This is a genomic window from Rhizobium oryzicola, from assembly GCF_030504645.1.
GTDB lineage: Bacteria > Pseudomonadota > Alphaproteobacteria > Rhizobiales > Rhizobiaceae > Neorhizobium > Neorhizobium oryzicola.
This window is the reverse complement of sequence record NZ_JAUKWQ010000002.1, coordinates 125815-148158: the sequence shown is the minus strand read 5'-3', so window position 1 is coordinate 148158 and position 22344 is coordinate 125815. Positions and strand designations below refer to the sequence as shown.

20 protein-coding genes and 1 other RNA gene are annotated in these 22344 nt (G+C 59.5%); 13 read left to right on the top strand and 8 right to left on the bottom strand.

Annotation, left to right across the window (positions count from 1 at the left end; translation table 11 throughout):
* Nucleotides 1–40: 40 nt before the first annotated feature.
* The 3 genes from Q2T52_RS08010 to Q2T52_RS08000 all read right to left on the bottom strand — a co-directional run bounded on the left by Q2T52_RS08010 (nt 41) and on the right by Q2T52_RS08000 (nt 4287).
* Complete coding sequence (locus Q2T52_RS08010) at nt 41–937, bottom strand: fructose bisphosphate aldolase (protein ID WP_302076710.1); 897 nt, start codon at nt 935–937, stop codon at nt 41–43.
* Between the two features lie 215 nt (nt 938–1152).
* On the bottom strand, nt 1153–2355 hold the full coding sequence (locus Q2T52_RS08005) for a phosphoglycerate kinase (RefSeq protein WP_302076184.1): 1203 nt from the start codon (nt 2353–2355) through the stop codon (nt 1153–1155).
* 72 nt (nt 2356–2427) lie between these two features.
* The gene (locus Q2T52_RS08000; RefSeq protein ID WP_302076183.1) at nt 2428–4287 is read right to left on the bottom strand and encodes a potassium/proton antiporter; all 1860 of its coding nucleotides are present in this window, start codon (nt 4285–4287) and stop codon (nt 2428–2430) included.
* Nucleotides 4288–4662: 375 nt separating this feature from the next.
* Here Q2T52_RS08000 and Q2T52_RS07995 point away from each other — a divergent pair, with 375 nt between their 5' ends.
* Nucleotides 4663–5925, top strand: a complete 1263-nt coding sequence (locus Q2T52_RS07995) for a pilus assembly protein TadG-related protein (RefSeq protein WP_302076182.1) — start codon at nt 4663–4665, stop codon at nt 5923–5925.
* 59 nt (nt 5926–5984) lie between these two features.
* On the opposite strand, the gene gap is transcribed toward Q2T52_RS07995, so the two are convergent.
* A complete protein-coding gene (gap, locus tag Q2T52_RS07990; RefSeq protein ID WP_302076181.1) occupies nt 5985–6995 on the bottom strand; it encodes a type I glyceraldehyde-3-phosphate dehydrogenase in 1011 nt (336 codons plus the stop codon).
* A 65-nt stretch (nt 6996–7060) separates the two neighbouring features.
* Nucleotides 7061–9040 (bottom strand): transketolase, encoded by a 1980-nt coding sequence (tkt, locus tag Q2T52_RS07985; RefSeq protein WP_302076180.1) that lies wholly within the window; start codon nt 9038–9040, stop codon nt 7061–7063.
* A gap of 318 nt (nt 9041–9358) precedes the next feature.
* On the opposite strand from tkt, the gene Q2T52_RS07980 reads away from it, so the two are divergent.
* The 11 genes from Q2T52_RS07980 to rcdA all read left to right on the top strand — a co-directional run bounded on the left by Q2T52_RS07980 (nt 9359) and on the right by rcdA (nt 17325).
* The gene (locus Q2T52_RS07980; RefSeq protein ID WP_302076179.1) at nt 9359–9631 is read left to right on the top strand and encodes a DUF4164 domain-containing protein; all 273 of its coding nucleotides are present in this window, start codon (nt 9359–9361) and stop codon (nt 9629–9631) included.
* A 16-nt stretch (nt 9632–9647) separates the two neighbouring features.
* Nucleotides 9648–10025 (top strand): cell division protein ZapA, encoded by a 378-nt coding sequence (locus tag Q2T52_RS07975; protein ID WP_302076178.1) that lies wholly within the window; start codon nt 9648–9650, stop codon nt 10023–10025.
* A gap of 73 nt (nt 10026–10098) precedes the next feature.
* Nucleotides 10099–10257, top strand: a non-coding RNA gene (ssrS, locus tag Q2T52_RS07970) — 6S RNA.
* Nucleotides 10258–10397: 140 nt separating this feature from the next.
* Nucleotides 10398–11897: a sensor histidine kinase gene (locus tag Q2T52_RS07965; protein ID WP_302076177.1), complete on the top strand. Its 1500-nt coding sequence runs from the start codon at nt 10398–10400 to the stop codon at nt 11895–11897.
* The gene (locus tag Q2T52_RS07960; protein ID WP_302076176.1) at nt 11894–12331 is read left to right on the top strand and encodes a response regulator; all 438 of its coding nucleotides are present in this window, start codon (nt 11894–11896) and stop codon (nt 12329–12331) included. The genes Q2T52_RS07965 and Q2T52_RS07960 overlap by 4 nt, the downstream gene beginning before the upstream one ends.
* Before the next feature lie 16 nt (nt 12332–12347).
* Nucleotides 12348–13388: a sensor histidine kinase gene (locus Q2T52_RS07955; protein WP_302076175.1), complete on the top strand. Its 1041-nt coding sequence runs from the start codon at nt 12348–12350 to the stop codon at nt 13386–13388.
* Nucleotides 13389–13588: 200 nt separating this feature from the next.
* Complete coding sequence (locus Q2T52_RS07950; RefSeq protein WP_367187295.1) at nt 13589–14860, top strand: hemolysin family protein; 1272 nt, start codon at nt 13589–13591, stop codon at nt 14858–14860.
* Nucleotides 14857–15438, top strand: a complete 582-nt coding sequence (locus tag Q2T52_RS07945) for a 5-formyltetrahydrofolate cyclo-ligase (RefSeq protein WP_302076173.1) — start codon at nt 14857–14859, stop codon at nt 15436–15438. The genes Q2T52_RS07950 and Q2T52_RS07945 overlap by 4 nt, the downstream gene beginning before the upstream one ends.
* Nucleotides 15439–15448: 10 nt before the next feature.
* On the top strand, nt 15449–16273 hold the full coding sequence (locus Q2T52_RS07940) for a TIGR00282 family metallophosphoesterase (RefSeq protein WP_302076172.1): 825 nt from the start codon (nt 15449–15451) through the stop codon (nt 16271–16273).
* Between the two features lie 4 nt (nt 16274–16277).
* The gene (locus Q2T52_RS07935) at nt 16278–16466 is read left to right on the top strand and encodes a DUF1192 domain-containing protein (RefSeq protein ID WP_302076171.1); all 189 of its coding nucleotides are present in this window, start codon (nt 16278–16280) and stop codon (nt 16464–16466) included.
* Nucleotides 16467–16812: 346 nt separating this feature from the next.
* A complete protein-coding gene (gene rcdA, locus Q2T52_RS07930) occupies nt 16813–17325 on the top strand; it encodes a protease adaptor protein RcdA (RefSeq protein ID WP_302076170.1) in 513 nt (170 codons plus the stop codon).
* Nucleotides 17326–17416: 91 nt separating this feature from the next.
* Here the strand turns inward: rcdA and Q2T52_RS07925 are convergent, their stop codons facing one another.
* Nucleotides 17417–18292, bottom strand: coding sequence for a D-alanyl-D-alanine carboxypeptidase family protein (locus tag Q2T52_RS07925; RefSeq protein ID WP_302076169.1), 876 nt, complete (start codon nt 18290–18292; stop codon nt 17417–17419).
* A gap of 140 nt (nt 18293–18432) precedes the next feature.
* Nucleotides 18433–18654 (bottom strand): 50S ribosomal protein L31, encoded by a 222-nt coding sequence (gene rpmE, locus Q2T52_RS07920; protein WP_268157271.1) that lies wholly within the window; start codon nt 18652–18654, stop codon nt 18433–18435.
* Between the two features lie 180 nt (nt 18655–18834).
* Here rpmE and Q2T52_RS07915 point away from each other — a divergent pair, with 180 nt between their 5' ends.
* The gene (locus tag Q2T52_RS07915; RefSeq protein ID WP_302076168.1) at nt 18835–20634 is read left to right on the top strand and encodes an ABC transporter transmembrane domain-containing protein; all 1800 of its coding nucleotides are present in this window, start codon (nt 18835–18837) and stop codon (nt 20632–20634) included.
* Between the two features lie 15 nt (nt 20635–20649).
* Here the strand turns inward: Q2T52_RS07915 and Q2T52_RS07910 are convergent, their stop codons facing one another.
* Nucleotides 20650–22296 (bottom strand): FAD-binding dehydrogenase, encoded by a 1647-nt coding sequence (locus tag Q2T52_RS07910; RefSeq protein ID WP_302076167.1) that lies wholly within the window; start codon nt 22294–22296, stop codon nt 20650–20652.
* Between the last annotated feature and the right edge of the window lie 48 nt (nt 22297–22344).

The following is a 22344-nucleotide window of genomic DNA, read 5'->3' as shown; positions in this document are numbered from 1 at the left end:
TCGTTAGATCAGGCCTTACAGATACTTCGGCAGGATCAGATCAAACCTTGTTGACGCTCGCGGCGTAAATCTGGTCGATCGTTTTGCCGAGGCTTTCGTTGAATTCCGCGTCACTCATGGAAACACGAAGCTGTTCCGTCAGGCCACGCGAGAAACTTGCGATCATACCGCGGTTGTGGCTGAGCTTCTCACAGGCATCGGCCGTGGTGTAACCACCGGAAAGCGCGACGAGGCGCACCACGGACTTGTGCGCGATCAGCGGCGCATAGAAATCCGGAACCGTCGGGATCGTCAGTTTCAGCATGACGGTCTCGCCAGCCGGAAGCTTGTCGAGCTGTGCGGCAATCTCGTCTCGAAGAATGGCTTCCGCTTCCTGCTTGGTCGGGCTTTTGATGAGAACTTCCGGCTCGATGATCGGCATCAGGCCCTGGCCGATAATCTGCCGTGCAATCTCGAACTGCTGTTTGACGACGGCAGCGATGCCCGCCTTGTCGGCATGCGCAATGACCGAGCGCATCTTGGTGCCGAAAATGCCCTTCTCGCGGCCACGGATCAGCAGAGCGTCGAGTTCCGGCATGTCCTTCAGTGTCTGAACGCCGTTCTCCTCAGCATTGAGGCCCTTGTCGACCTTGAGGAAGGGAACGACGCCGCGATTGTCCCAGAGATAGGAGGGAACCGGCTGTCCATCGACATCGCCATCCATAGTGCGCTCGAACAGAATCGCGCCGATCACCTTCTCACCGGTGAAAGCAGGCGCCTTCATGATACGGACGCGCATGGCGTGCATCAGGCGGAACATCTCTTCTTCGCTCTGGTAGTCCGTATCGGCGACACCGTACAGGCGGAGTGCGCCAGGTGTTGAACCACCGCTCTGATCCAGCGCCGCAATGAAACCGGGTGCGGAACTGATCTTGTTCAACATCTTGGTGTCCACCATACTCATGCTCCTATCCCTTAAACTGGCGCTCAACACGCTCATACTCCCTGTATATCACTCGCGGATAACAGAAGTTTTTTTAAAGGGAAATCCTGCGCTTAGCGCTTGAAACGATTGAATTTTTTTCAATCGTTTAAAAGATGGTGAAAAAGTTTAAATCGTTTACCGCGAAGCGCGCCGCTCTATATGGCGCGCTTCATTTTCGTAATTATCGATCAGGCTGTCTTGGACAGAACGGCTACGCCCGGCAGTTCCTTGCCTTCCATCCATTCCAGGAAGGCACCACCTGCGGTCGATACATAAGTGAAATCGTCGGCCACGCCAGCGTGGTTCAGAGCAGAGACGGTGTCGCCGCCGCCGGCAACCGAAACCAGCTTGCCTTCCTTCGTCGCTTCGGCCGCATGTTTGGCTGCCGCGACAGTGGCAGTATCGAAGGGCTCGATTTCGAAGGCGCCGAGCGGGCCGTTCCAGACGAGCGTGTGTGCGCGCGAAATCCATTCATTGACGGCTTCGACCGACTTCGGGCCGACGTCGAGCACCATGGCGTCAGCCGGAATGGCTTCGATATCGACCACCTCGTTGGCAGCACCGGCCTTGAATTCGCGGGCGACAACGCCGTCCACCGGCAGCACGATGGCGCATTGCGCGCTGGCGGCTTCGATCATGATCTGCTTGGCGGTTTCGGCCAGATCATGCTCGCAAAGCGACTTGCCGACATTGGTGCCACGCGCCGCGATGAAGGTGTTGGCCATGCCGCCGCCGATGACGAGCGCATCCACCTTCTTCACGAGGTTCATCAGAAGATCGATTTTGGTCGACACCTTGGCGCCGCCGACGATCGCCACGACCGGTCGAGACGGATTGCCGAGGCCTTTTTCGAGCGCTTCCAGTTCTGCCTGCATGGTGCGGCCTGCATAGGCCGGCAGATGGTGTGCAAGGCCTTCGGTGGATGCATGCGCACGGTGAGCCGCCGAGAAGGCGTCATTCACATAGATATCGCCATTGGCGGCGAGAGCCTTGGTGAACTCCGCGTCGTTCTTTTCTTCGCCCTTGTGGAAGCGTGTGTTCTCCAGAAGCAGGATATCGCCATTGCCCATCTTGGCCACGGCTTCCGCAGCGGGCGCGCCAATGCAGTCATCGGCAAACAGGACCGCATGGTCCAGAACCTGCTCGACGGCAGGGGCGATCAGCTTCAGTGACATGTCGGCAACCGGTTCGCCCTTCGGGCGGCCGAAATGCGCGAGCAGGATCACCTTGGCGCCCTTTTCGGACAGTTCCAGGATTGTCGGCGCCACGCGCTCGATGCGGGTTGCGTCGGTGACTTTGCCATCCGACACGGGCACGTTGAGATCGACGCGCACGAGTACGCGCTTGCCAGCGATGTCTGTGAGGTCGTCCAGGGTCTTGAAGGCCGCCATGGTATCAATCCATTTCGATGGGTTGGAATTTCGAAGCGGACCATACCCGACCTGCCACCCGACGCAAGGCGGTCAGTTCGTATTTTCACCACCGCCGGGTGGGCCGGAGACAGCGGCCGCCTGCGGCACGCTCTTGCCGCGATAACGGCGCAGCGTGTCGCGAATACGGTGGGCAATTTCTCGCATGTTGATGAAGATCGGCAGTCGCGTTGCGGGCTCCACCGGCTCCAGCGAAATGCCGACAGACGAGATATGCTCATGCTCATCCAGCTCGCGTACGATGAGGATGATGGAACCGAGACGCACGCGATCGGCAAAATCAGCCTTGCCGCCCAGGCGATGCGTCATCAGGTCGCCAATCGTCATGCCCTGCTCCGCGACGGACAGAAGGCCCGGCCCATAAGCGGCATCCAGTTCCTTGGCAGGACGCGAGGGCGAAATCGCAAAAGCCCCGAAGAAATCCGCATCATCCTCTTCAACAGGCGCGCGGCTGGCAAACAGCCGGTCGAGAAGGCGGGAGTAACCGGGCGCGATGAACAGATAGACCTGATCGTTCTCTCTCAGCCGTCCCGCATATTGATAACGCATGCTCCGCCCATCGCGGATGACGAGCGAGGGCATCGCCCAGCGCGGAATGCGCTCGCCCCGCAGCACCGGACTGTCCTTGATCACACGGTATGAGATCAGCTCGTGTGTGGCGCGGCCCGGCAGGTCCAGTTCAACCTTGTCGACCTCGCCCATGCGGGGCGGAATGAGAAGCCCGAGTTTCGTCGCTACCGGCTTGATCGTCCACCCCTGCACCAGAAGCGACACCAGTACGATGATGAAGGCCGTGTTGAAGAAGATATGGCCGGAATCGATCTCGCCCAGCGTGGGCATGATGCCGAGAAGGATGGAAACGGCGCCGCGCAGACCGACCCAGGCGATGAAGCCGATTTCCTGCTGCGTGAAATCAAAGGGCAGCAGGCTGAGCCAAACCGCAATCGGCCGCGCCACGAAGATCAGGAACAGCGCGAGGCCCACGGCGGGCAAAAAGATGGACGGGAACTGCGAGGGCGTAGCAAGCAGGCCCAGCACAAGGAACATGATGATCTGGGCAAGCCAGGTCAGCCCGTCCTGGAAACGGGTGATCGCTTCCTTGGCGAAGATCTTGCGGTTGCCGGCATACATGCCCGCCACGTAGACCGCGAGGAAGCCGCTGCCGCCCACCGCGCCGGTGAAGGAGAACACCAGCATGGCCAGCGCCAGCACGAAGATGGGCGCAAGCCCGCGGTCGACGGGCAACCGGTTCAGTACGTTCACGATCATGATGCCGCCGAGCAGGCCCAGTGCCACGCCAAGCCCCATCTGCTCCAGGAACATGGCCAAGAGCTTGAGATTGAAGCCGCCGGAGCCATGTCCGGCGCTGATGATCTCCACCAGCGACACCGTGAGGAATACCGCCATGGGATCGTTGGTCCCGGATTCCACTTCAAGCGACGAACGCACCTTGTCGCGAATATGAATGCCGCCGATGCGCAGCAGGAAGAATACAGCCGCCGCATCAGTGGAGGCAACCACAGAGCCCAGCAACAAGCCCTCCAACCAGCTGAGCCCCAGAAGCAGCGAGGCGGCGAAGGCAAAGATCGAGGCGGTCAGCACGACCCCCGCGGTGGCGAGCGTAATGGCCGGCGCCGCCGCGATGCGGAAGGCGTGCAGGGATGTGCCGAAACCGGAATCGAACAGGATGACTGCCAGCGCCAGTGATCCCAGCATGTAGGCCATCGGGTAGTTATCGAAATGGATACCAAGGCCATCCACACCAGCCAACAGCCCGATCAACAGGAAGACAAGCAGAAGAGGCGCACCAAAGCGAAAGGCGAGAAGACTGGAGAAGGCTGATACCAGCACCAGAATCGTGCCCACCAGGAGAATGATGTAAAACGCCTCCAATGTTTAAAGCCCCTTCTTCCGTATCTCACAGTATCGTCCGGCAGTCATATGTGCCGCGATCAAAATAGATTCGTTCTTCACCAGTGTGCGAGCACGCGGCAGACCACCCCTGTTCTCGATTGGAGCATGTGGCGGTTTGGCAGATTGCCAGAGAACCCGGCCGAGAATCTTTATCCACATTAGACCGGTTCGAATCCGGCAATAGAAGGGCAATCCTAAGTTATTTAACCGCACACTGTTAACCGCGAAAATGCCGCAACGACTGACAATGAACCATCTGCCAACATTTGCCTCGCATTTTAGAGTTTCAATTAAGTCGAATTCAGCGCGTCAGCCACAGATTGCGGCAACTTTCATCACAATCGAGTTGTTAGTATGCACGTTGAAAATCTTTTAAAATTAAGACAGGAATTAAACTTCCTGTGCCGTGATAGATCTGGAAATTTCGGTCTGATCACCGCTCTCCTTTTGCCATTGCTCATCGGTAGTGCCGGTGGAGCGTTGGATCTCTACATGGCCTCCGATAAACGCGCGCGAATGCAGGTGGCGCTGGATGGCGCTGTTCTAGTTGCAGCCAAGGAAACCGACCCTCAAAAACAGCAGCAGGCCATCACAGCTTTCCTGACCGGGTTCGACCAGGATTTGGGCGCGTCAAGCGAGACGCCGGCCCTCTCGAAACGCATGACGGCAACGCCTAACAGTGACGGCAGCCTTACCTCCACCTATCAACGCGCCTACCAGACCGGGTTTCTGGGGCTGCTGGGCATAAGAACCATCGAGCTTACCGTACGATCCACGGCACTCGCATCAGGCTCGACACCAGCGAGCACTGCTGCGCCCTGCATTACGGTCCTTGGCAAGCAGAGCCAAGCCGTGTTGGTCAATTCGGGGGTGAACGTCAAATCCACGGCTTGCGAGATTGATGTCGCGTCAACATCCAATCCGGCCTTCATCATGAATAGCGGTTCCACGATTGATACCGCGAAGTTCTGCGTAACCGGGACAAACTACATCAAGAATGGCGGTACGCTCACGAACCTGAAGACGGCTTGCTCCGTCTCCAATCCCTATGCCAGCGGATTCAGCGAACCTAATCTTCCAGCGACATGCACCACGTCCGGCACGAAGGATGGCACGAGTATTTCGCTCGATCCAGGCCTGCACTGCGACGTGACATTCAACGGCAGCCCGACAATCACGTTCAAGCCCGGCCTGCACATCATCAAGGGACGAATGATCGTCAATTCGGGGTCCACCGTGATCGCAAACGGCGTGACCTTCTATTTTCCTGACGTGAATAGCGAAGTGCGCGCCAACGGGGCACTGACCTTTACGGGAACCGCGCCAACCAGCGGCACCTACAAGGGTCTGTTGATGTTCGAGAAAACCTCGGACAGCAGCAACAATGCCAACAAGCAGCAGTACATCTTCAATGGCTCGAAGGGCGAGACGATCGAGGGCATCATCTATCTGCCCAACCGCGACGTGACCTACAACTCCACAACGAACCAGACCAGCAAGATCAGCATGGTCGTCAATTCGATGATCATGAATTCATCGAATTGGAAGATGGAGCCCTATCAAGGCGGGTCGTCGGGCAGCAGCAACGGAACAAAGAACGTTCGCTTGCTTAATTAGGGCATAAAAAATCGGGCGGAGAAACTCCGCCCGACAATGGTTGATACCACTCTGGAAGCTCAGATGAGCTTTGCAAAGGCGACGGACGTGTCGGCCATGCGGTTGGAGAAGCCCCACTCGTTGTCGTACCAGCTGAGGATACGCACGAAGTTGCCTTCCAGAACCTTGGTCTGGTCGATCGCGAAGATCGAGGAATGGCTGTCATGGTTGAAGTCGCGCGATACCAGCGGCTCGTCCGTGTAGCCGAGGATGCCCTTCAGCGCGCCGTTGGAGGCAGCCTTGATCGCCTCGTTGATCTCGGCAACCGTGGTTGCCTTCTTGGCGACGAACTTGAAGTCGACGACCGAGACGTTCGGGGTCGGCACGCGGATCGAGGTGCCGTCCAGCTTGCCCTTGAGGTGCGGCAGAACCAGACCGACAGCCTTGGCAGCGCCCGTCGACGTCGGGATCATGGAAAGGGCAGCAGCGCGGGCGCGATACAGGTCCTTGTGCATGGTGTCGAGCGTCGGCTGGTCACCCGTATAGGAGTGGATCGTCGTCATGAAGCCGTGATCGATGCCGACAGCGTCATCGAGAACCTTGACGACCGGCACAAGGCAGTTCGTGGTGCAGGATGCGTTGGAGATGACCAGATGGTCCTTGGTCAGCTTGTCATGGTTGACGCCGAAGACAACGGTCAGGTCAGCGCCATCAGCCGGGGCCGAGACGATAACGCGCTTGGCGCCAGCCGTCAGGTGTGCCGCAGCCTTGTCGCGCGCCGTGAAGATGCCGGTGCATTCCAGCGCGATATCAACGCCGAGTTCGCCATGCGGCAGGGTGGCCGGATCCTTGATCGCGGTTACCTTGATCGGCTTGCCACCGCCAACGATGATCGTGTCGCCTTCGACCTTCACGTCTGCCGGGAACTTGCCGTGAATGCTGTCGTAGCGCAGCAGGTGAGCATTTGTCTCGACCGGGCCCAGATCGTTGATGGCGACGACTTCGATGTCGGTGCGGCCGGATTCGACGATGGCGCGGAGAACATTGCGGCCAATGCGGCCGAAGCCGTTGATGGCAACCTTGACAGTCATGTGTTTCACTCCCTCAAAATGAGCTTACGAAAGAAAAACGGGCGCCATCGCGGCGCCCGATCGGATCAGAGCTTTGCTTCGGCGGCAGCAACCACCGCATCAACCGTGATGCCGAAATGCTTGAAGAGGTCCTTCGCCGGACCGGATGCACCGAACGACTTCATGCCGACAAAGACGCCATCGCTGCCGATGAAAGCATCCCAGCCTTCGCGAACGGCCGCTTCCACGGCAATCTTCACCGGCGCCGTGCCGATGACCGACTTGCGGTATTCATCCGACTGCTCGAAGAACAGTTCGACGCACGGTACGGACACGACACGCGTCGCAACACCCTTGGCCGAGAGCGTTTCGGCTGCCTTGACCGCCAGCTCGACTTCCGAACCGGAGGCGAAGATGGAGACCTTCGCATCGGCTGCGGAGACGAGTTCGTAAGCGCCCTGCGCCGTCAGGTTCTTCTGCTCATAGGTCTTGCGAACCGGCGTCAGGTTCTGACGGGTCAGCGCCAGGCCGGACGGACGATGCTTGTTGTTGAGAGCGAGCTGCCAGGATTCCGCCGTTTCCGTTTCATCGGCCGGACGGAACAGAAGCAGGCCGGGGATGGCGCGCAGCGACGCCAGATGCTCCACCGGCTGGTGGGTCGGGCCGTCTTCGCCAACGCCGATCGAGTCATGCGTCCAGACATGAACGACACGAATGCCCATGAGGGCGGCCAGACGAACGGACGGACGGCAGTAGTCGGAGAAGATCAGGAAGCCGCCGGAATAGGGAATGAGACCACCATGCAGCGCGATGCCGTTGATGGCAGCGGCGGTTGCATGTTCGCGAATGCCCCAGTGCATGTAGCGACCGGAGAAATCGGTCGGCGAGATCGAATGCATCTGGCTAGTCTTGGTGTTGTTGGACGGCGTCAGGTCGGCAGAGCCGCCTAGCGTTTCCGGCAACAGGCCATTGATGACTTCGAGAACGTCTTCGGAGGCCTTGCGGGTGGCAACCGTCGGGTTGTTTTCAGCAACCTTCTTCTTGAAGGCGTCGATGGCGGCATCAAAGCCTTCCGGCAGATCGCCGGCGAAACGGCGAACGAATTCGGCGCGGATATCGGCAGGTGCAGCCGCGAGACGATCTTCCCAGGCCTTGCGGGCGCCGGCAGAACGCTGGCCGGCTTCGCGCCAAGCATCGAGAACATCAGCCGGTACGGAGAAGGCTTCTGCGTCCCAGTTCAGGTGCTTGCGGGCAGCCGCGATTTCCTCGGCACCCAGCGGGTTGCCATGCACCTTGTGCGTGCCCTGCTTGTTGGGCGCGCCGAAACCGATGATCGTCTTGCACGCGATAAAGGTCGGGCGGTCAGACTTGTGCGCCTGCTCAATGGCAGCGGCGATGGCGTCCTGGTCGTGGCCGTCGACCTCAATCGTGTTCCAGTGCACGGCCTTGAAGCGTGCGATCTGATCGGTCGAATCGGAGAGCGAAACGGCGCCGTCGATGGTGATGCTGTTGTTGTCCCAGAACACAACGAGCTTGTTCAGCTTCAGATGGCCTGCCAGCGCGATGGCTTCCTGGCTGATGCCTTCCATGAGGCAGCCGTCGCCCACAAGCGCGTAGGTGAAGTGGCTCTGCAGATCGGAGCCGAATTCCTGCTCAAGCTTCTTTTCGGCAATCGCCATGCCGACAGCATTGGCAACGCCCTGACCGAGCGGGCCCGTGGTGGTTTCGATACCGGAGGCATGACCATATTCCGGGTGGCCGGCGGTCTTGGAACCCAGCTGGCGGAACTGCTTGATGTCCTCGATCGTCATGTCCTCATAACCGGTTAGGTAGAGGAGTGAATAGAGAAGCATGGAGCCATGGCCAGCCGACAGCACGAAACGGTCGCGGTCCGGCCAAAGCGGATTCTTCGGATCAAACTTCAGGTAACGGCTGAAAAGAACCGTGGCTACATCGGCTGCCCCCAAGGGCAGGCCGGGATGCCCGGAATTGGCCTTCTCGACGGCGTCCATAGAAAGGAAACGGATCGCATTGGCCATCCGGCTATATTTTTCTGAAGAGGTCATGGCTAGCCCGCTGGTTCGCAGTGTCAATCACGGCCCCGGCAGGGACCAAGTGAGGAGCGCCCGATCCTTATCAGGTGCGACGCCCAAGTCAACAAAACTGGCTCCTCTGTGGCACGTTCCTGATCGAATCATCCATGCGTTGCCCAAGACTTAGGCATCTCAAACATCTGGACACGAGGCGCCTTGATCCACAGCAAAGGAAGCGCGCTGGAACCCGCTTTATTGACCACCATAATTGCCCCGCATACTGTCGAAGACTGATAAAGCAGTGGAAACAAGCGATTCGTCGCGCTTCGCCGAACCCCCGATACCAGCAGGATGCCGGTGCAAAAAACGTTGGATTCAGCCATATCCGAACTCTGGGCCGCCATCGGCAGCCTTGAGAACGCGATCGATATGCGCATCGAGCGCCAGCGTGAAACCGCTGACGTCGACGCCGAGGTGCGGCGTGTCCACGCGGACAGGGCACGCCTCGCGCAGGAACTGGACCAGTCTGAATTCCGGGCCAATCGCCTGGAGGAAGTGAACCGCGAGGTTTCCCGCCGGCTCGTCACGGCCATGGAGACAATCCGCGCGGTTCTCGACCGCTGACAAGGATTGAACGGCCATGGCCCAGGTTACCGTAATCATTGATGGCAAGGCTTACCGCATGGCCTGCGAAGAAGGCCAGGAAAGCCATCTGGAAGAACTGGCAAGCCGCTTCGATCGCTATGTCGGGCATCTGAAAAGCCAGTTCGGCGAGATCGGCGATCTGCGCGTCACCGTCATGGCCGGAATCATGGTCATGGACGAATTGGCGGAATTGAACCGCCGGATTGCATCACTGGAAAGTGAGCTGGCCGGATTGAGAGCCAATCGCGATGGCGCGGTGGAAACCCAACTGCGCAGCGAAGAAGCGATGGTTGCGGTCCTCGGTGAACTCACGACAAAGCTGGACGGGCTGACCGCAAAACTGGTTTCCCGCATCGCGCCCTCCACAAACTGATTGCGGATTCGCGGCGCTGGAAAGTCGTGGGGACCCACTGGCGGAACGTTTCATCCTCACCTATATTCCTGATCACGGTCTGCGCTTCTCGACAGGAACCACAATCCCTGGGGCCATACTCGATCCAAAGGGAGCTGTCCCTGACCAGGCCTGTGGGCTTGGACATATGGCGCCCACCTACGTTTGTAGGCACCCAGGATCGTAAATCTCCATCGGTCGCCGTGGATCGTACCTCGCCACCCTTTTCCGCTTCGGCAACTTACGGACGCGACTAGAGCCTATCAGGGCTAAAGGATATTTAGCTTTAGCGCTTCCTTGAAAACTCAGACGACCGCCCCACCTTATCCGCAGGGGTCAGGTCATTTTCGCATTATGCCAATTCTTACGACAAAGTTTGCGCGCTCATCGCTGCTGATGCTGACGATTGGCGCGATTGTTCTTGCTGCCATCGTCATTTCGTCGGTGGTGATTGCACGCATGACGCAATCCTTCTTCAACGACGTCGTTCAACTGCGCGAACTGCGCAGTGCGTCGGCCGATATGCTTCTTTATCTGCGCGCGGCGGAAGCCGGACAGCGTGGTTATTTGTTGAGTGGCGATAAGCAATATCTCGATCCGTATATCGCCGCGACGCAGCGGATGCAGCAGCAGAGAGAGCGGTTACGGGGCATCTACGGCTCCCAGAGCTTCGTCCAGTTCCCTATCGACAATTTCGAGAAGCTTCTCGATGCAAAACTCGCAGAGATGAAAAGCACCGTCGATCTTGCGGAGCAAGGCAAGTTCGATCAGGGAATCGACATCTTCAGAAGCTCGGCCGGCCGCCAGATCATGGATGAAATCAGCGCGGAACTGGTAACGCTGATCCGCGACCTGGACCGCCGCCTGAATGAGGGCGTGCGGGACCTGCGCGACAGCGCCTCCGCGCTTCAGTGGTTTACGGTGGGTGGCGGCATCATCATTCTGGTGGTGGTCGGCGGCGCTATCGCCATCGTCAACCAGCATGTGCGTGAACTGTCGCGTGCGCGCCAGGCGGTGGAGGAGCTAAACACCAATCTGGAAGAGCGCGTCAACGAACGCACCGAAGACCTGATGCAGGCAAACCGCGAGATCCAGCGCTACGCCTATATCGTCAGCCACGACTTGCGAGCACCGCTGGTCAACATCATGGGTTTTACCAGCGAACTGGACGCAACCCTGAAATCGATCCGCACTTATATTCTGGCCGACGGAACCCCCTTGAACGAAGAGCAGGTTCGCGAAGCCCGGCTTGCCGTGGAAGAGGACCTGCCGGAGGCCATCTCGTTCATTCGCTCTTCCACCAAGAAGATGGACGGGCTTATCAATGCCATCCTGAAGATTTCCCGCGACGGGCGCCGCGAACTGAAGCCGGAAAAGATCAATCTCGCAGAGATGCTGGAAACCACTGCAGCGACGATCAACCATCAGGTGTCGGATGCGGGTGGCGAGGTGACGATCTCGGTGGGTTCGGTCCGTTCTCTCATCAGCGATCGTTTCTCGCTGGAGCAGGTGTTTGGAAACCTGTTCGACAATGCCGTGAAATACAAGCATCCCGACAGAGCCTTGCATCTCAGTGTAAAAGCGTATCTGCTCGGGCCCAAAGCGGCTCGAATCGAGGTGGCAGACAACGGGCGTGGGATCGCGCCTGAGGATCATGAGCGTGTTTTTGAGCTTTTCCGCCGCTCCGGGTTGCAAGACAAGCCGGGTGAAGGTATCGGATTGGCGCATGTCAGGTCACTAATACGAAATCTGGGCGGCGAGATCACGGTGACCTCCACGCTCGGTGGCGGTGCGACGTTTGTTATCCGTCTGCCGCTGGATTTATCCCAATATGTGAGGAGTAACGGGTCTTGAAAGCAGCTGGCCGCGAAGTCACCATCGTCATGGTGGAAGACGATGAAGGGCATGCCCGCCTCATCGAGAAGAACGTGCGCCGCGCGGGCGTCAACAACGAGATCGTACCGTTCACCAGTGGTAATGCGGCGCTGGATTACATCCTTGGCGCCGATCGTACAGGCGACAATATCCAGGGTCGCTACATGCTGATCCTGCTCGACCTGAACCTGCCGGATATGTCGGGCATCGACATTCTGGAAAAAGTGAAATCCAATGCCCACGCCAAGCGTCTGCCGGTCGTAATCCTGACGACCACGGATGACGAGCGTGAAATTCAGCGCTGCTACGATCTTGGCGCCAATGTCTACATCACCAAACCGGTGGATTATGAAAGCTTTGCGAATGCCATCCGGCAGCTGGGGCTTTTCTTCTCCGTCATGCAGATCCCTTGAACATCGATAGAAGCAGATGCCGCAGGCCATCCTTTATGTTGACGACGACGTCGCGCTGGGGCGCCTGGCTCAACGTTCACTTGGCCGGCTGGGTTTTGACGTCCAGCATGTGACGGATGGTACGGCATGCCTCTCGGCTTTGACAGAGGGGCATTTCGATGCGGTGGTTCTCGATCATTACCTGCGCGCGGAGACGGGCCTCGATATCCTGCGGGCACTGAATGCCCGCGACATCACCATTCCGACTATTTATGTGACCGGTTCGAGCGAGGCGACGATTGCCGTAGACGCATTGAAAAGCGGCGCATCCGATTATGTGGTCAAAACGGTTGGCGAGGAATTCTGGTCGCTGATGGAAAACGCCTTGCGGCAGGCGATTGCGACGGCGGAACTGAAGCGCGCCAAGGAAAAGGCCGAGCAGGAAATCCGGCTTGGCAAGGAGCGTGCCGAAGTACTTCTGGCGGAGGTCAATCATCGCGTCGCCAACAGTCTGGCGCTGGTTGCGGCCCTGATCCGGCTGCAGGTTTCCAACAGCAAGGACGAAACCGTGCGCGAGGCGTTGACGGAAACGCAGGCGCGCATCACCGCCATTGCCGGCATGCACCGCAGCCTCTACACATCCGATGATGTACGGCATGTGGAGATGGACAAGTACCTCGAAACGCTGGTGCGGGAAGTGCAGCGCTCCGTCAACATGGATAGTCAGGGGCCTATCATCACACTGCGCGCGGCACCTGTATCCCTCACCTCGGATCGGGCCGTCTCGGTTGGCATGATCGTGACCGAACTGCTGACCAACGCCATCAAATACGCCTATCCAGCCGGTGGCGAAGGCGAGGTGCGGGTCATCCTCGAGCAGCGGGATCCGGCTACTGCCCTTCTGGCAGTGGAGGACGACGGTATTGGCCTCGTGGAGGGCGACCTTCCAAAGGGGACGGGGCTCGGCAGCCGCATCATCCGTTCCATGGCGGCAACGCTCGGCTCGAGTGTGACTTACGTCCCCTCCCCCGCCGGCACCCGTGCAGAACTCAATCTGGAACTGGTTCCATCCGCGTGAACGCGTTGCAATAGCCGCATGCCGCCGCTAAGATTGTTCCCAACGTCAGCTGATGCACAACCCTTGCGGAACAACATACCGCATCCTGGGTTTGCGCATCAGGTCAGGCCGGCGCCTTCGCGCACTCCGGGATCGTTCGTCTGATCCATGGCATTTCAGCCCTGACGGTAACAAATGAGCGTCTCTTGATAACCGAAATACTGATTGTCGTCTTTCTCACCATCCTCAACGGCGTTTTATCCATGTCTGAACTCGCCGTTGTGTCCTCTCGTCCAGTTCGGTTGAGAGTTTTGGCAGAGCAAGGCAACAGCGGCGCAGCTCTTGCAGCACGCCTGGCAGAAGATCCAGGCCGTTTTCTCTCGACCGTCCAGATCGGCATCACGCTTGTCGGCGTTCTCTCCGGTGCCTTTTCGGGTGCCACGCTTGGCGCGCGTCTTGCCGGTTGGCTGCAGGCACAGGGCCTGCCGCCCGGCTGGGCAGATGGCTTGGGCGTCGGCTCGGTCGTCGTAGCCATCACCTATCTGTCTCTGATCGTCGGCGAGCTTGTGCCGAAACAGATTGCCTTGCGTGCGCCGGAAATGGTCGCGGCCAAGGTGGCACCGGCCATGTTGCTGATGTCGCGCTTCGCGCTGCCACTGGTCTGGCTGCTCGACACCTCCGGCCGTCTGGTCCTCTCCATTCTTGGCCAGAAAGGAGAGACGGAAGAGCGCGTCACGGACGAGGAAATCCGTACCGTTCTGGCCGAAGCACAGATTGCAGGCGTCATCGAGACCGAGGAGTCGGCGATGATTTCCGGCGTCATGCGCCTTGCGGATCGCACCGCGCGCGGCCTGATGACGCCACGCCGCGATGTGGAAGTCATCGACATAGAAGACGACATCAGCGAAATCCGCGCACAATTGAGGGCAACCCAGCGCTCTCGCCTGCCGGTCCGCAACGGCTCATCGGATGAAATCCTCGGCGTCCTGTTCGTCAAGGATGCCTATGAAGCCATCATGCAGGGGACCGACCCGGATATTCGCAGCCGCATGCGCGAAGCCCCGGTCGTTTCAGACCTGTCCGGCGCGTTGGATGTCATACAGGCACTGCGCAAATCCAGTGCCCACATGGTGCTGGTCTATGATGAATACGGCCACTTCGAAGGCATCATCACCTCAGGCGATATTCTGGAAGCCATTACCGGCGTCTTCCAGGAGGACGAGATCGAGGAACCAGCCATCGTCCAGCGCGAGGACGGCTCCTATCTGGTTGCCGGTTGGATGCCTGTCGATGAGTTCGCGCACCAGATGGGCTTTTCCTTCAAGGAAGATCCCGACTACGAAACCGTGGCAGGCTTTGTGCTGGACGAGTTGAAGCACCTGCCGGAACTGGGCGAGCGCTTCAGCTGGAACGGTTGGAACTTCGAAGTCATCGACCTAGATGGCCGACGTATCGACAAGCTGCTGGTGAGCCGCGCAACGGAAAAGGCATGACGGACAGGCAGACGGAAAAGGCGCAATTGCGCAAGGAACGGCTGGCGGCGCGGGATGCGCTGCCACCTGACCTTCGCATCGAAAAGAGCCTTGCCATTGCCGAACACGGTGCAGAAGCCGTTGCGATCACGCCGGGTTCGATCGTCTCCGGCTTCCTGCCGATCCGATCGGAGGCCGATATCCGCCCCCTGCTCTCCATCCTTCGCTCCCGCGGCGCACGCATCTGCGTTCCGGTCATCCTCGACAAGATCACGATCGTGTTTCGCGAGCTTTTGCCGGACGCGCCATTGGTGCCGATGGGTTTCGGCACCTTTGGACCAGGACCGAATGCCGCGGTTCTTGACCCAGATATCATGCTGATGCCTCTTTCCGCCTTCGATGCTGAAGGCCAGAGAATTGGCTACGGAGGCGGCTATTACGACCGTGCTATTGACCAGATGCGTAAAAAAGGCAGGACGCCAGCGCTGATTGGCATTGCCTTCGATTGTCAGGAGGTGGCATCAGTGCCCGCAGAACCTCACGATATCAGGCTGAATGCCGTGCTGACGGAAAGCGGTTTCCGTCGCTTTGAACTTTGATTGGATAGGTATGCGACTTCTCTTTCTCGGAGACATGGTAGGCAAGACCGGCCGCACGGCAGTGTGGGACCGTCTGCCCGGCCTCATCTCGGACCTCAAGCTGGATTTCGTCATCGTCAACGGCGAGAATGCCGCCGGCGGTTTTGGGATCACCGAGGAGATCTATCTCGAGACGATCAATGCTGGCGCCGACGTGGTCACCACAGGCAACCATGTCTGGGACCAGAAGGATGCGGTGGCCTTTGCCGGCCGTCATGACCAGTTCCTGCGCCCCGCCAATTATCCAGCGGGGACGCCGGGTCGAGGCTCAGGGCTGTTCTACGCGCGCAATGGGGCCCGCGTTCTCGTCGCCAACATTATGGGTCGCGTGTTCATGCATCCGGAACTGGATGATCCCTTCAAGTCCGGCGAGGCGATCCTTGCTGCCTGCCCGCTGAAGGAACAGGCGGATGCGATCGTCTTCGACTTCCATGCGGAAGCGACGAGCGAAAAACAATGCTTCGGCCACTTCGTGGATGGGCGCGCCAGCCTCGTCGTGGGCACGCATACGCACGTTCCGACGGCTGACCACCAGATCCTGAATGGCGGAACGGCCTATATGTCCGATGCCGGCATGTGCGGCGATTACGACAGCTCCCTCGGTATGGACAAGGAAGAACCACTCAATCGCTTTATCTCCAAGATGCCGAAGGGACGGTTCGAAGCTGCCAGCGGCCCAGCGACGATTTGCGGTGTGGGTGTTGAAATATCGGACTCCACTGGCCTCGCTGAAAAGATCGCGCCTCTCAGATTGGGCCCGCGACTCACTGAAACGATTCCCGATTTCTGGAGGTAACCCCATGGATTTGTTCGACGAAGAAGCGCCCAAGAAGCGCAGCAGCCACGAAATTGGATGCGATCTGTCATCACTTTCAGTTGAAGAGCTGCAGCAACGCATCCTCCTACTGCAGGGCGAGATTGCCCGTCTTGAGGCGGAGAAGGAACGCAAGGCCGCAGGACGCAAGGCTGCCGGCAGCCTCTTCAAGTGAAAACGAGAAAAACCTTACGATACATTTATCTATACTTAGAATAATCAAATTAACTGTATATTAAGCATTCTAGACGATTATCATATCTGTTCGGTTCTGCCGGACTCAGACGGTTTCTCCTATCGGCGAATTGGTCTGATTTCTCCCTGTTTTACCTTGAGAGCCGCTTCCCGCGGCTCTTTTTTTTACGATCCTGTGTAAATTGTGGGAATTAACCCTTCTTTAAGAATTGGCTTGCGGATTTGAGCTAGAGGTATCATCTTCTGAGCATGAAAACGACGCAGGGAACTTAATAGCCGCTGCGTCATTAGCCTGATCAAGTTGATGCGTTAGCAGGATTATCCCAATGTCAGAACAGGTATTGAATACCGTCAGTTTCGCCGGCCGCGTCGCTAACTCGTCGCAGTTCAAGGCTCTCTATGCCGAAGGAATGGCCCTCGTGGAAGAAACGGCGGCTTATCTGGATGGTCCTGGCCGTGCAGCCTCCAAGGTTCTTCCGCGCCTTGCCACTGTTCTTTATGCGGCAGAATCCATGCGTCTGACGACCCGCCTGATGCAGATGGCATCCTGGCTTCTCTTGCAGCGAGCCGTTAACAACGGCGAAATGAGCCACGAGCAGGTTCTCTCTGAAAAGAGCAAGGTGCGCCTGGACGGCTTTAACGTCGATCGCTTAGCACCGGGCTGGGGTGATCTGCCGGAAGGCTTCCGCGATCTGATTGAGCGCTCGCTCCGCCTGCAAAACCGCGTGGCATTGCTTGACCGCGAGATCTATCGCCCTGCGGAAGCCATCGTTCCAGACAACGAAAATAGTGTTCGCGCTCAGCTGGATCTGCTGCGCACAGCCTTTAACGCAGGCTGATATCCAAGAGATCTATTCAAATTGAAAGCCGCGGACGTGATCAATCCGCGGCTTTTGTTTGCGCATTCGATGGATCAATAAGCCGGAATTCTTAAGGCTGCGCCACTTTTGCCGGAGCGGCTGCGGTCTTGACCTTGGCGGGCTGCTTCTGTGAGGCAACCGGCAACTGCGGCAGGTAGCGATCCATCATTGCCTTCATCTGCTCGTCACGCGTCTGGGCTGTCTTGCCGCCGAGCACAACACCAACCAATCGATGCCCGCCGCGCGAAACTGAGGTCACGAGATTATAGCCGGACGCTTCCGTGTAGCCTGTCTTGATACCGTCCGCGCCGGCATAGGTGTTCAGCACACCGTTATGGCCGCGCAGCTTCATGCCGCGAAACACCATGCTCTTCTGCGAGAACAGCTTGTATTCCTCAGGGAAGTCGTGGATCAGCGCCTGACCGAGCCGCGCCATGTCGGCAGCCGTCGTCACCTGTTCCGGGTCAGGCAGACCGGCTGGGTTGCGAAACACCGTGCGGCCCATGCCGATCGCGCGTGCCTTCGCCGTCATCATCTGCCCGAACCCGGCTTCCGAGCCACCCAGCGCCTCGCCCATGGCGACAGCCGCATCATTGGCGGAAAGCACGATCATGCCGGTCACCGCCTCGCGCACGGTTACCGTCTTGCCGGCGCCGATCGCGAACTTGAACGGCTCCTTGCCGTTGGCATTTTCGGACATGGTGATCCGCGTATCCCAGGTGAGGCGGCCGGAATGCAGCGCCTCGAAGGTGAGGTAGAGCGTCATCATCTTGGTCAGCGAAGCCGGGTAGTTCAGGGCGTCGGCATTTTCCTGCTCCAGAACACGGCCGGTAGTCATGTCGACCAGCATGCGGGCCTCTCCAGCCCAGGCGGCAGCGGCACTGATGGCGAAAAGGCTTGCACCGAAAACAATCTTGGCGCCCAAGCGCCCGAGGGAATGCAGCATGACAGGCTCATCTGGTTGTGGGACGGGCAGCAAGGGTGAACCTCGAACTGCGCCATCACACGGACAACGAAAAACCGCCCGAACCGAGGTTTCGGGCGGCTCATAAGTTTCAGCACATTGGGCCCAGCGCCCGCAAGCAATTAGAGGCCGAGGCCGCCGAAACGCTTGTTGAACTTGGAAACGCGACCGCCGCGGTCCATGAGCTGCTGGTTGCCGCCGGTCCAGGCCGGGTGGGACTTGGAGTCGATTTCGAGGTTCATGACCGCGCCTTCAGAACCCCACGTGGAGTAGGTTTCATATTCGGTGCCGTCGGTCATGACGACCTTGATCTTGTGGTAGTCGGGATGGATGTTGGCCTTCATGACACTCTTCCTGCTGGGCGGGCCATTTGTCGCAATTGCAGCGAGCGACCCTATTCAATAAATGAAGCCGCAGACCTTATCGGCCCCGGCTTCCCAATTTGATGCGGAGCCTATACAGGAAGGTCACCAAAAGCACAAGTACCCGGGAAAGTTCTCCCGGACGCGTTGAATGAGGCGATCGTGACAGACATCGGCACCCCTACAGAGAAGACCCGCCGGTCGCCACAGCCCCTCGTCAGGCTCTTTCCTTACGTTGCCCGCTACCGGGGCATGGTGATCGCAGCCGTCGTCTTTCTCGGCCTCGCCGCCGCCACGACGCTGGCGCTGCCGCTGGCCGTCCGCCGCATGATCGACCATGGCTTCGTGGGCGCCGACGGCAATTTCGTCAATAACTATTTCGGCATGCTCTTGGTGCTGGCATCGCTCCTCGCGATCTCCAGCGCGCTGCGCTATTACTATGTCATCACCATTGGCGAGCGCGTGGTGGCGGATCTGCGGCGCGAAGTCTTCAACCATGTGACCCGCCTTTCACCGTCCTTCTTCGACGTCAACCAGTCCGGTGAAATCGTCTCGCGCCTGACTGCCGATACCACGCAGATCAAATCCGCCTTCGGTTCCTCCGCCTCGCAGGCGCTGCGCAACATGATCCTCTGTCTCGGCGCGGTCGGCATGATGATCCTGACCAGCGCGAAACTCTCGGCTCTCGTGCTGGGCGCCATTCCGCTGATCGTGTTTCCGCTGGTCGGCTTCGGGCGTTCTGTTCGCCGCCGCGCCCGTGCCGCGCAGGATACGTTGGCGGCGACGTCTGCCTTTGCCTCGGAAACCATCGCCGCCTCCCGTACCGTCCAGGCCTTTGGCGCCGAACAGGCCGCCGGCGACCGCTACGGCAGCACCGTCGAGACGGCCTATTCTTCGGCACGCGCTGCGATCCGCTCCCGCGCCTTTCTGACGGGCTTCGGGATTCTGCTGGTGTTCGGCAGCATTGTCGGCGTGCTCTGGTACGGCGCGCAAAGCGTTCTTGCCGGCACGATGAGCGCCGGGACCCTTGGCCAGTTCGTTCTCTATTCGGTGATTGCCGCAAGCTCGCTCGGCCAGCTCTCGGAAGTCTGGGGCGATCTTTCGCAGGCAGGCGGGGCCGCCGAGCGACTGACGGAGCTGCTGCGCGAAGTGCCTGCCATCGAGGATCCAGAAAAGCCGGTCGCCCTTCCCTCGCCCGCGCAAGGGGACGTGCAATTCGACCAGGTCTCCTTCGCCTACCCATCGCGTGTCAGCGCCGTCACGCTGGAAAGCCTCTCCTTCCGGGTGAAGGCCGGGGAAACAGTCGCGATCGTCGGGCCGTCCGGTGCGGGCAAGAGCACGGTACTGTCGCTGCTGCTGCGCTTCTACGATCCCACATCAGGTAGCATCCGGCTGGATGGCGTCGACCTGCGCCAGGCACGGCTTGCAGATCTTCGCGCCCGCATGGCGATCGTGCCGCAGGATGTAACGATCTTCGCCGCCTCGATCCATGACAACATCGCCTTTGGCCTGCCCAACGCCAGCCGCGAAGCCGTGCGGCAGGCAGCCATTGCCGCGCAAGCGGACGAGTTCATCTCCCGCCTCGATCATGGCTATGACACCATGGCCGGTGAACGTGGCGTGACGCTATCCGGCGGTCAGCGCCAGCGCATCGCCATCGCCCGTGCGATCCTGAAGGATGCGCCCGTGCTGCTTTTGGACGAGGCAACTTCCGCACTCGATGCCGAAAGCGAAACACTGGTACAGAAGGCTCTGGACGGGCTGATGAAGAATCGGACCACAATCGTGATCGCCCATCGCCTCGCAACGGTGCTGAAGGCTGACCGCATTCTGGTCATGGATCAGGGCCGCGTGGTCGAGGAAGGCACGCATGCGCAGCTGGTGGCAAGGGGCGGCCTTTATGCCAGCGTTGCCCGCCTGCAGTTCGAGGCAGGCAGCCAGGATTTCATCGCGGCGCAATAAGGCCTGTCGTCGCTTTCACGCGCCGACGCTTCGGCCAGCGATACGGCCGGAAAACAGGCAGCCACCCAGGAAGGTGCCTTCCAGTGCGCTATAGCCATGCATGCCGCCGCCGCCGAAGCCTGCCACCTCGCCTGCCGCATAGAGACCCGGCACCGGATTGCCGGCTGCATCGAGAACGCGGCCTGAAAGATCGGTGTGCAGGCCGCCCAGTGTCTTGCGGGTCAGGACATTGAGCCGAACGCCGATGAGCGGCCCTACCGCTGGGTCCAGGAGGCGATGCGGCTTAGCGGTGCGCATCAGCCTGTCACCGAGATAGCCGCGCGCACCCCGGATCGCCGTCACCTGCGCATCCTTGGAAAAACCATTGGTGATCTCGCGGTCGCGCGCTTCGATCTGACGGCGGATATCAGCCGGATCCAGCCGGTTCTCGCCGCTGATCGCATTCATGGCTGTCACCAGATCCTCAAGGTTCTCCCGCACGGCAAAATCCTCGCCCCTGTCCATGAAGGCCTGGACAGGACCGGGCGGATTAGAGCCTAAACGCTTCAACAGCAGGCGGATATCCTTGCCCGTCAGATCAGGATTCTGTTCGGAGCCGGAGAGCGCGAACTCCTTCTTGATGATCGCCTTGTTGAGGATGAACCAGCTATAGGGGCTCCGCCGTTCGCCCAGTATCCTCAAGGTTGCCAGCGTATCGAAACCGGGCATGGCCGGAGCCGGCAACCGCCTGCCGTCCGCGTCGCACCAGAAGGAGGAAGGGCCGGGCAGGATGCGTATGCCATGGTTCGGCCAGATAGGATCATAGTTCCTCAGGCCCTCCGTATAATGCCACATGCGGTCGCCATTGATGACGGAGGCGCCCGCCTCCTGGCAGATGCCCACCATGCGCCCATCCACATGTGCCGGCACACCGCAAACCATGCTTTGCGGCGGGGGCCCCAGACGCTCGACCGGCCAGTTTCGCCGCACCAGATCATGATTGCCGCCAATGCCGCCGGACGCGACCACCACGGCACTAGCTCCATATTCGAACGAACCAACCGCTACGCGCGAACTCTTCTGTCCCCGCAGCACGGGATCATCCTGCAGAATGGTTCCGGCAATGCCGGTTGCGACACCATTCTGCATGACGAGATGATCCACCTGATGCCGGAAGCGCAGATGCAGGCGCCCCTCGGCGGCGAGCGCTTCCGCCCGCTTGACGAACGGCTCAAGAACGCCTGGCCCGGTACCCCAGGTGATGTGAAAGCGCGGCACGGAATTGCCATGCCCATCCGCATGAGAACCACCCCGTTCCGCCCAGCCCACCACCGGGAACCAGCGCATGCCAAGCCCGTGCAGCCAGCTTCGCTTTTCACCCGCCGCAAATTCCAGATAGGCCTTGGCCCATTGGCGCGGCCAGTGATCCTCGGGCCGGTCGAATGCCGCCGAGCCGAACCAGTCCTGCGTGGCCAGTTCCAGGCTGTCGCGAATGCGCATGAAGCGCTGTTCCGGACTATCGACGAAGAACAAGCCACCCAAGGACCAGAAGGCCTGACCGCCCAAGTTCTGCGGTCCTTCCTGATCGACAAGGCAGACCTTCAACCCACGGCCTGCAGCCTCCGTTGCCGCGACAAGGCCCGCAAGCCCTCCCCCAACGACGATCACGTCGAAGAAATCCATCCATCCCCTCCCAAGGATGAGAGCAAAGCCTGCTCCACGGATTTACTT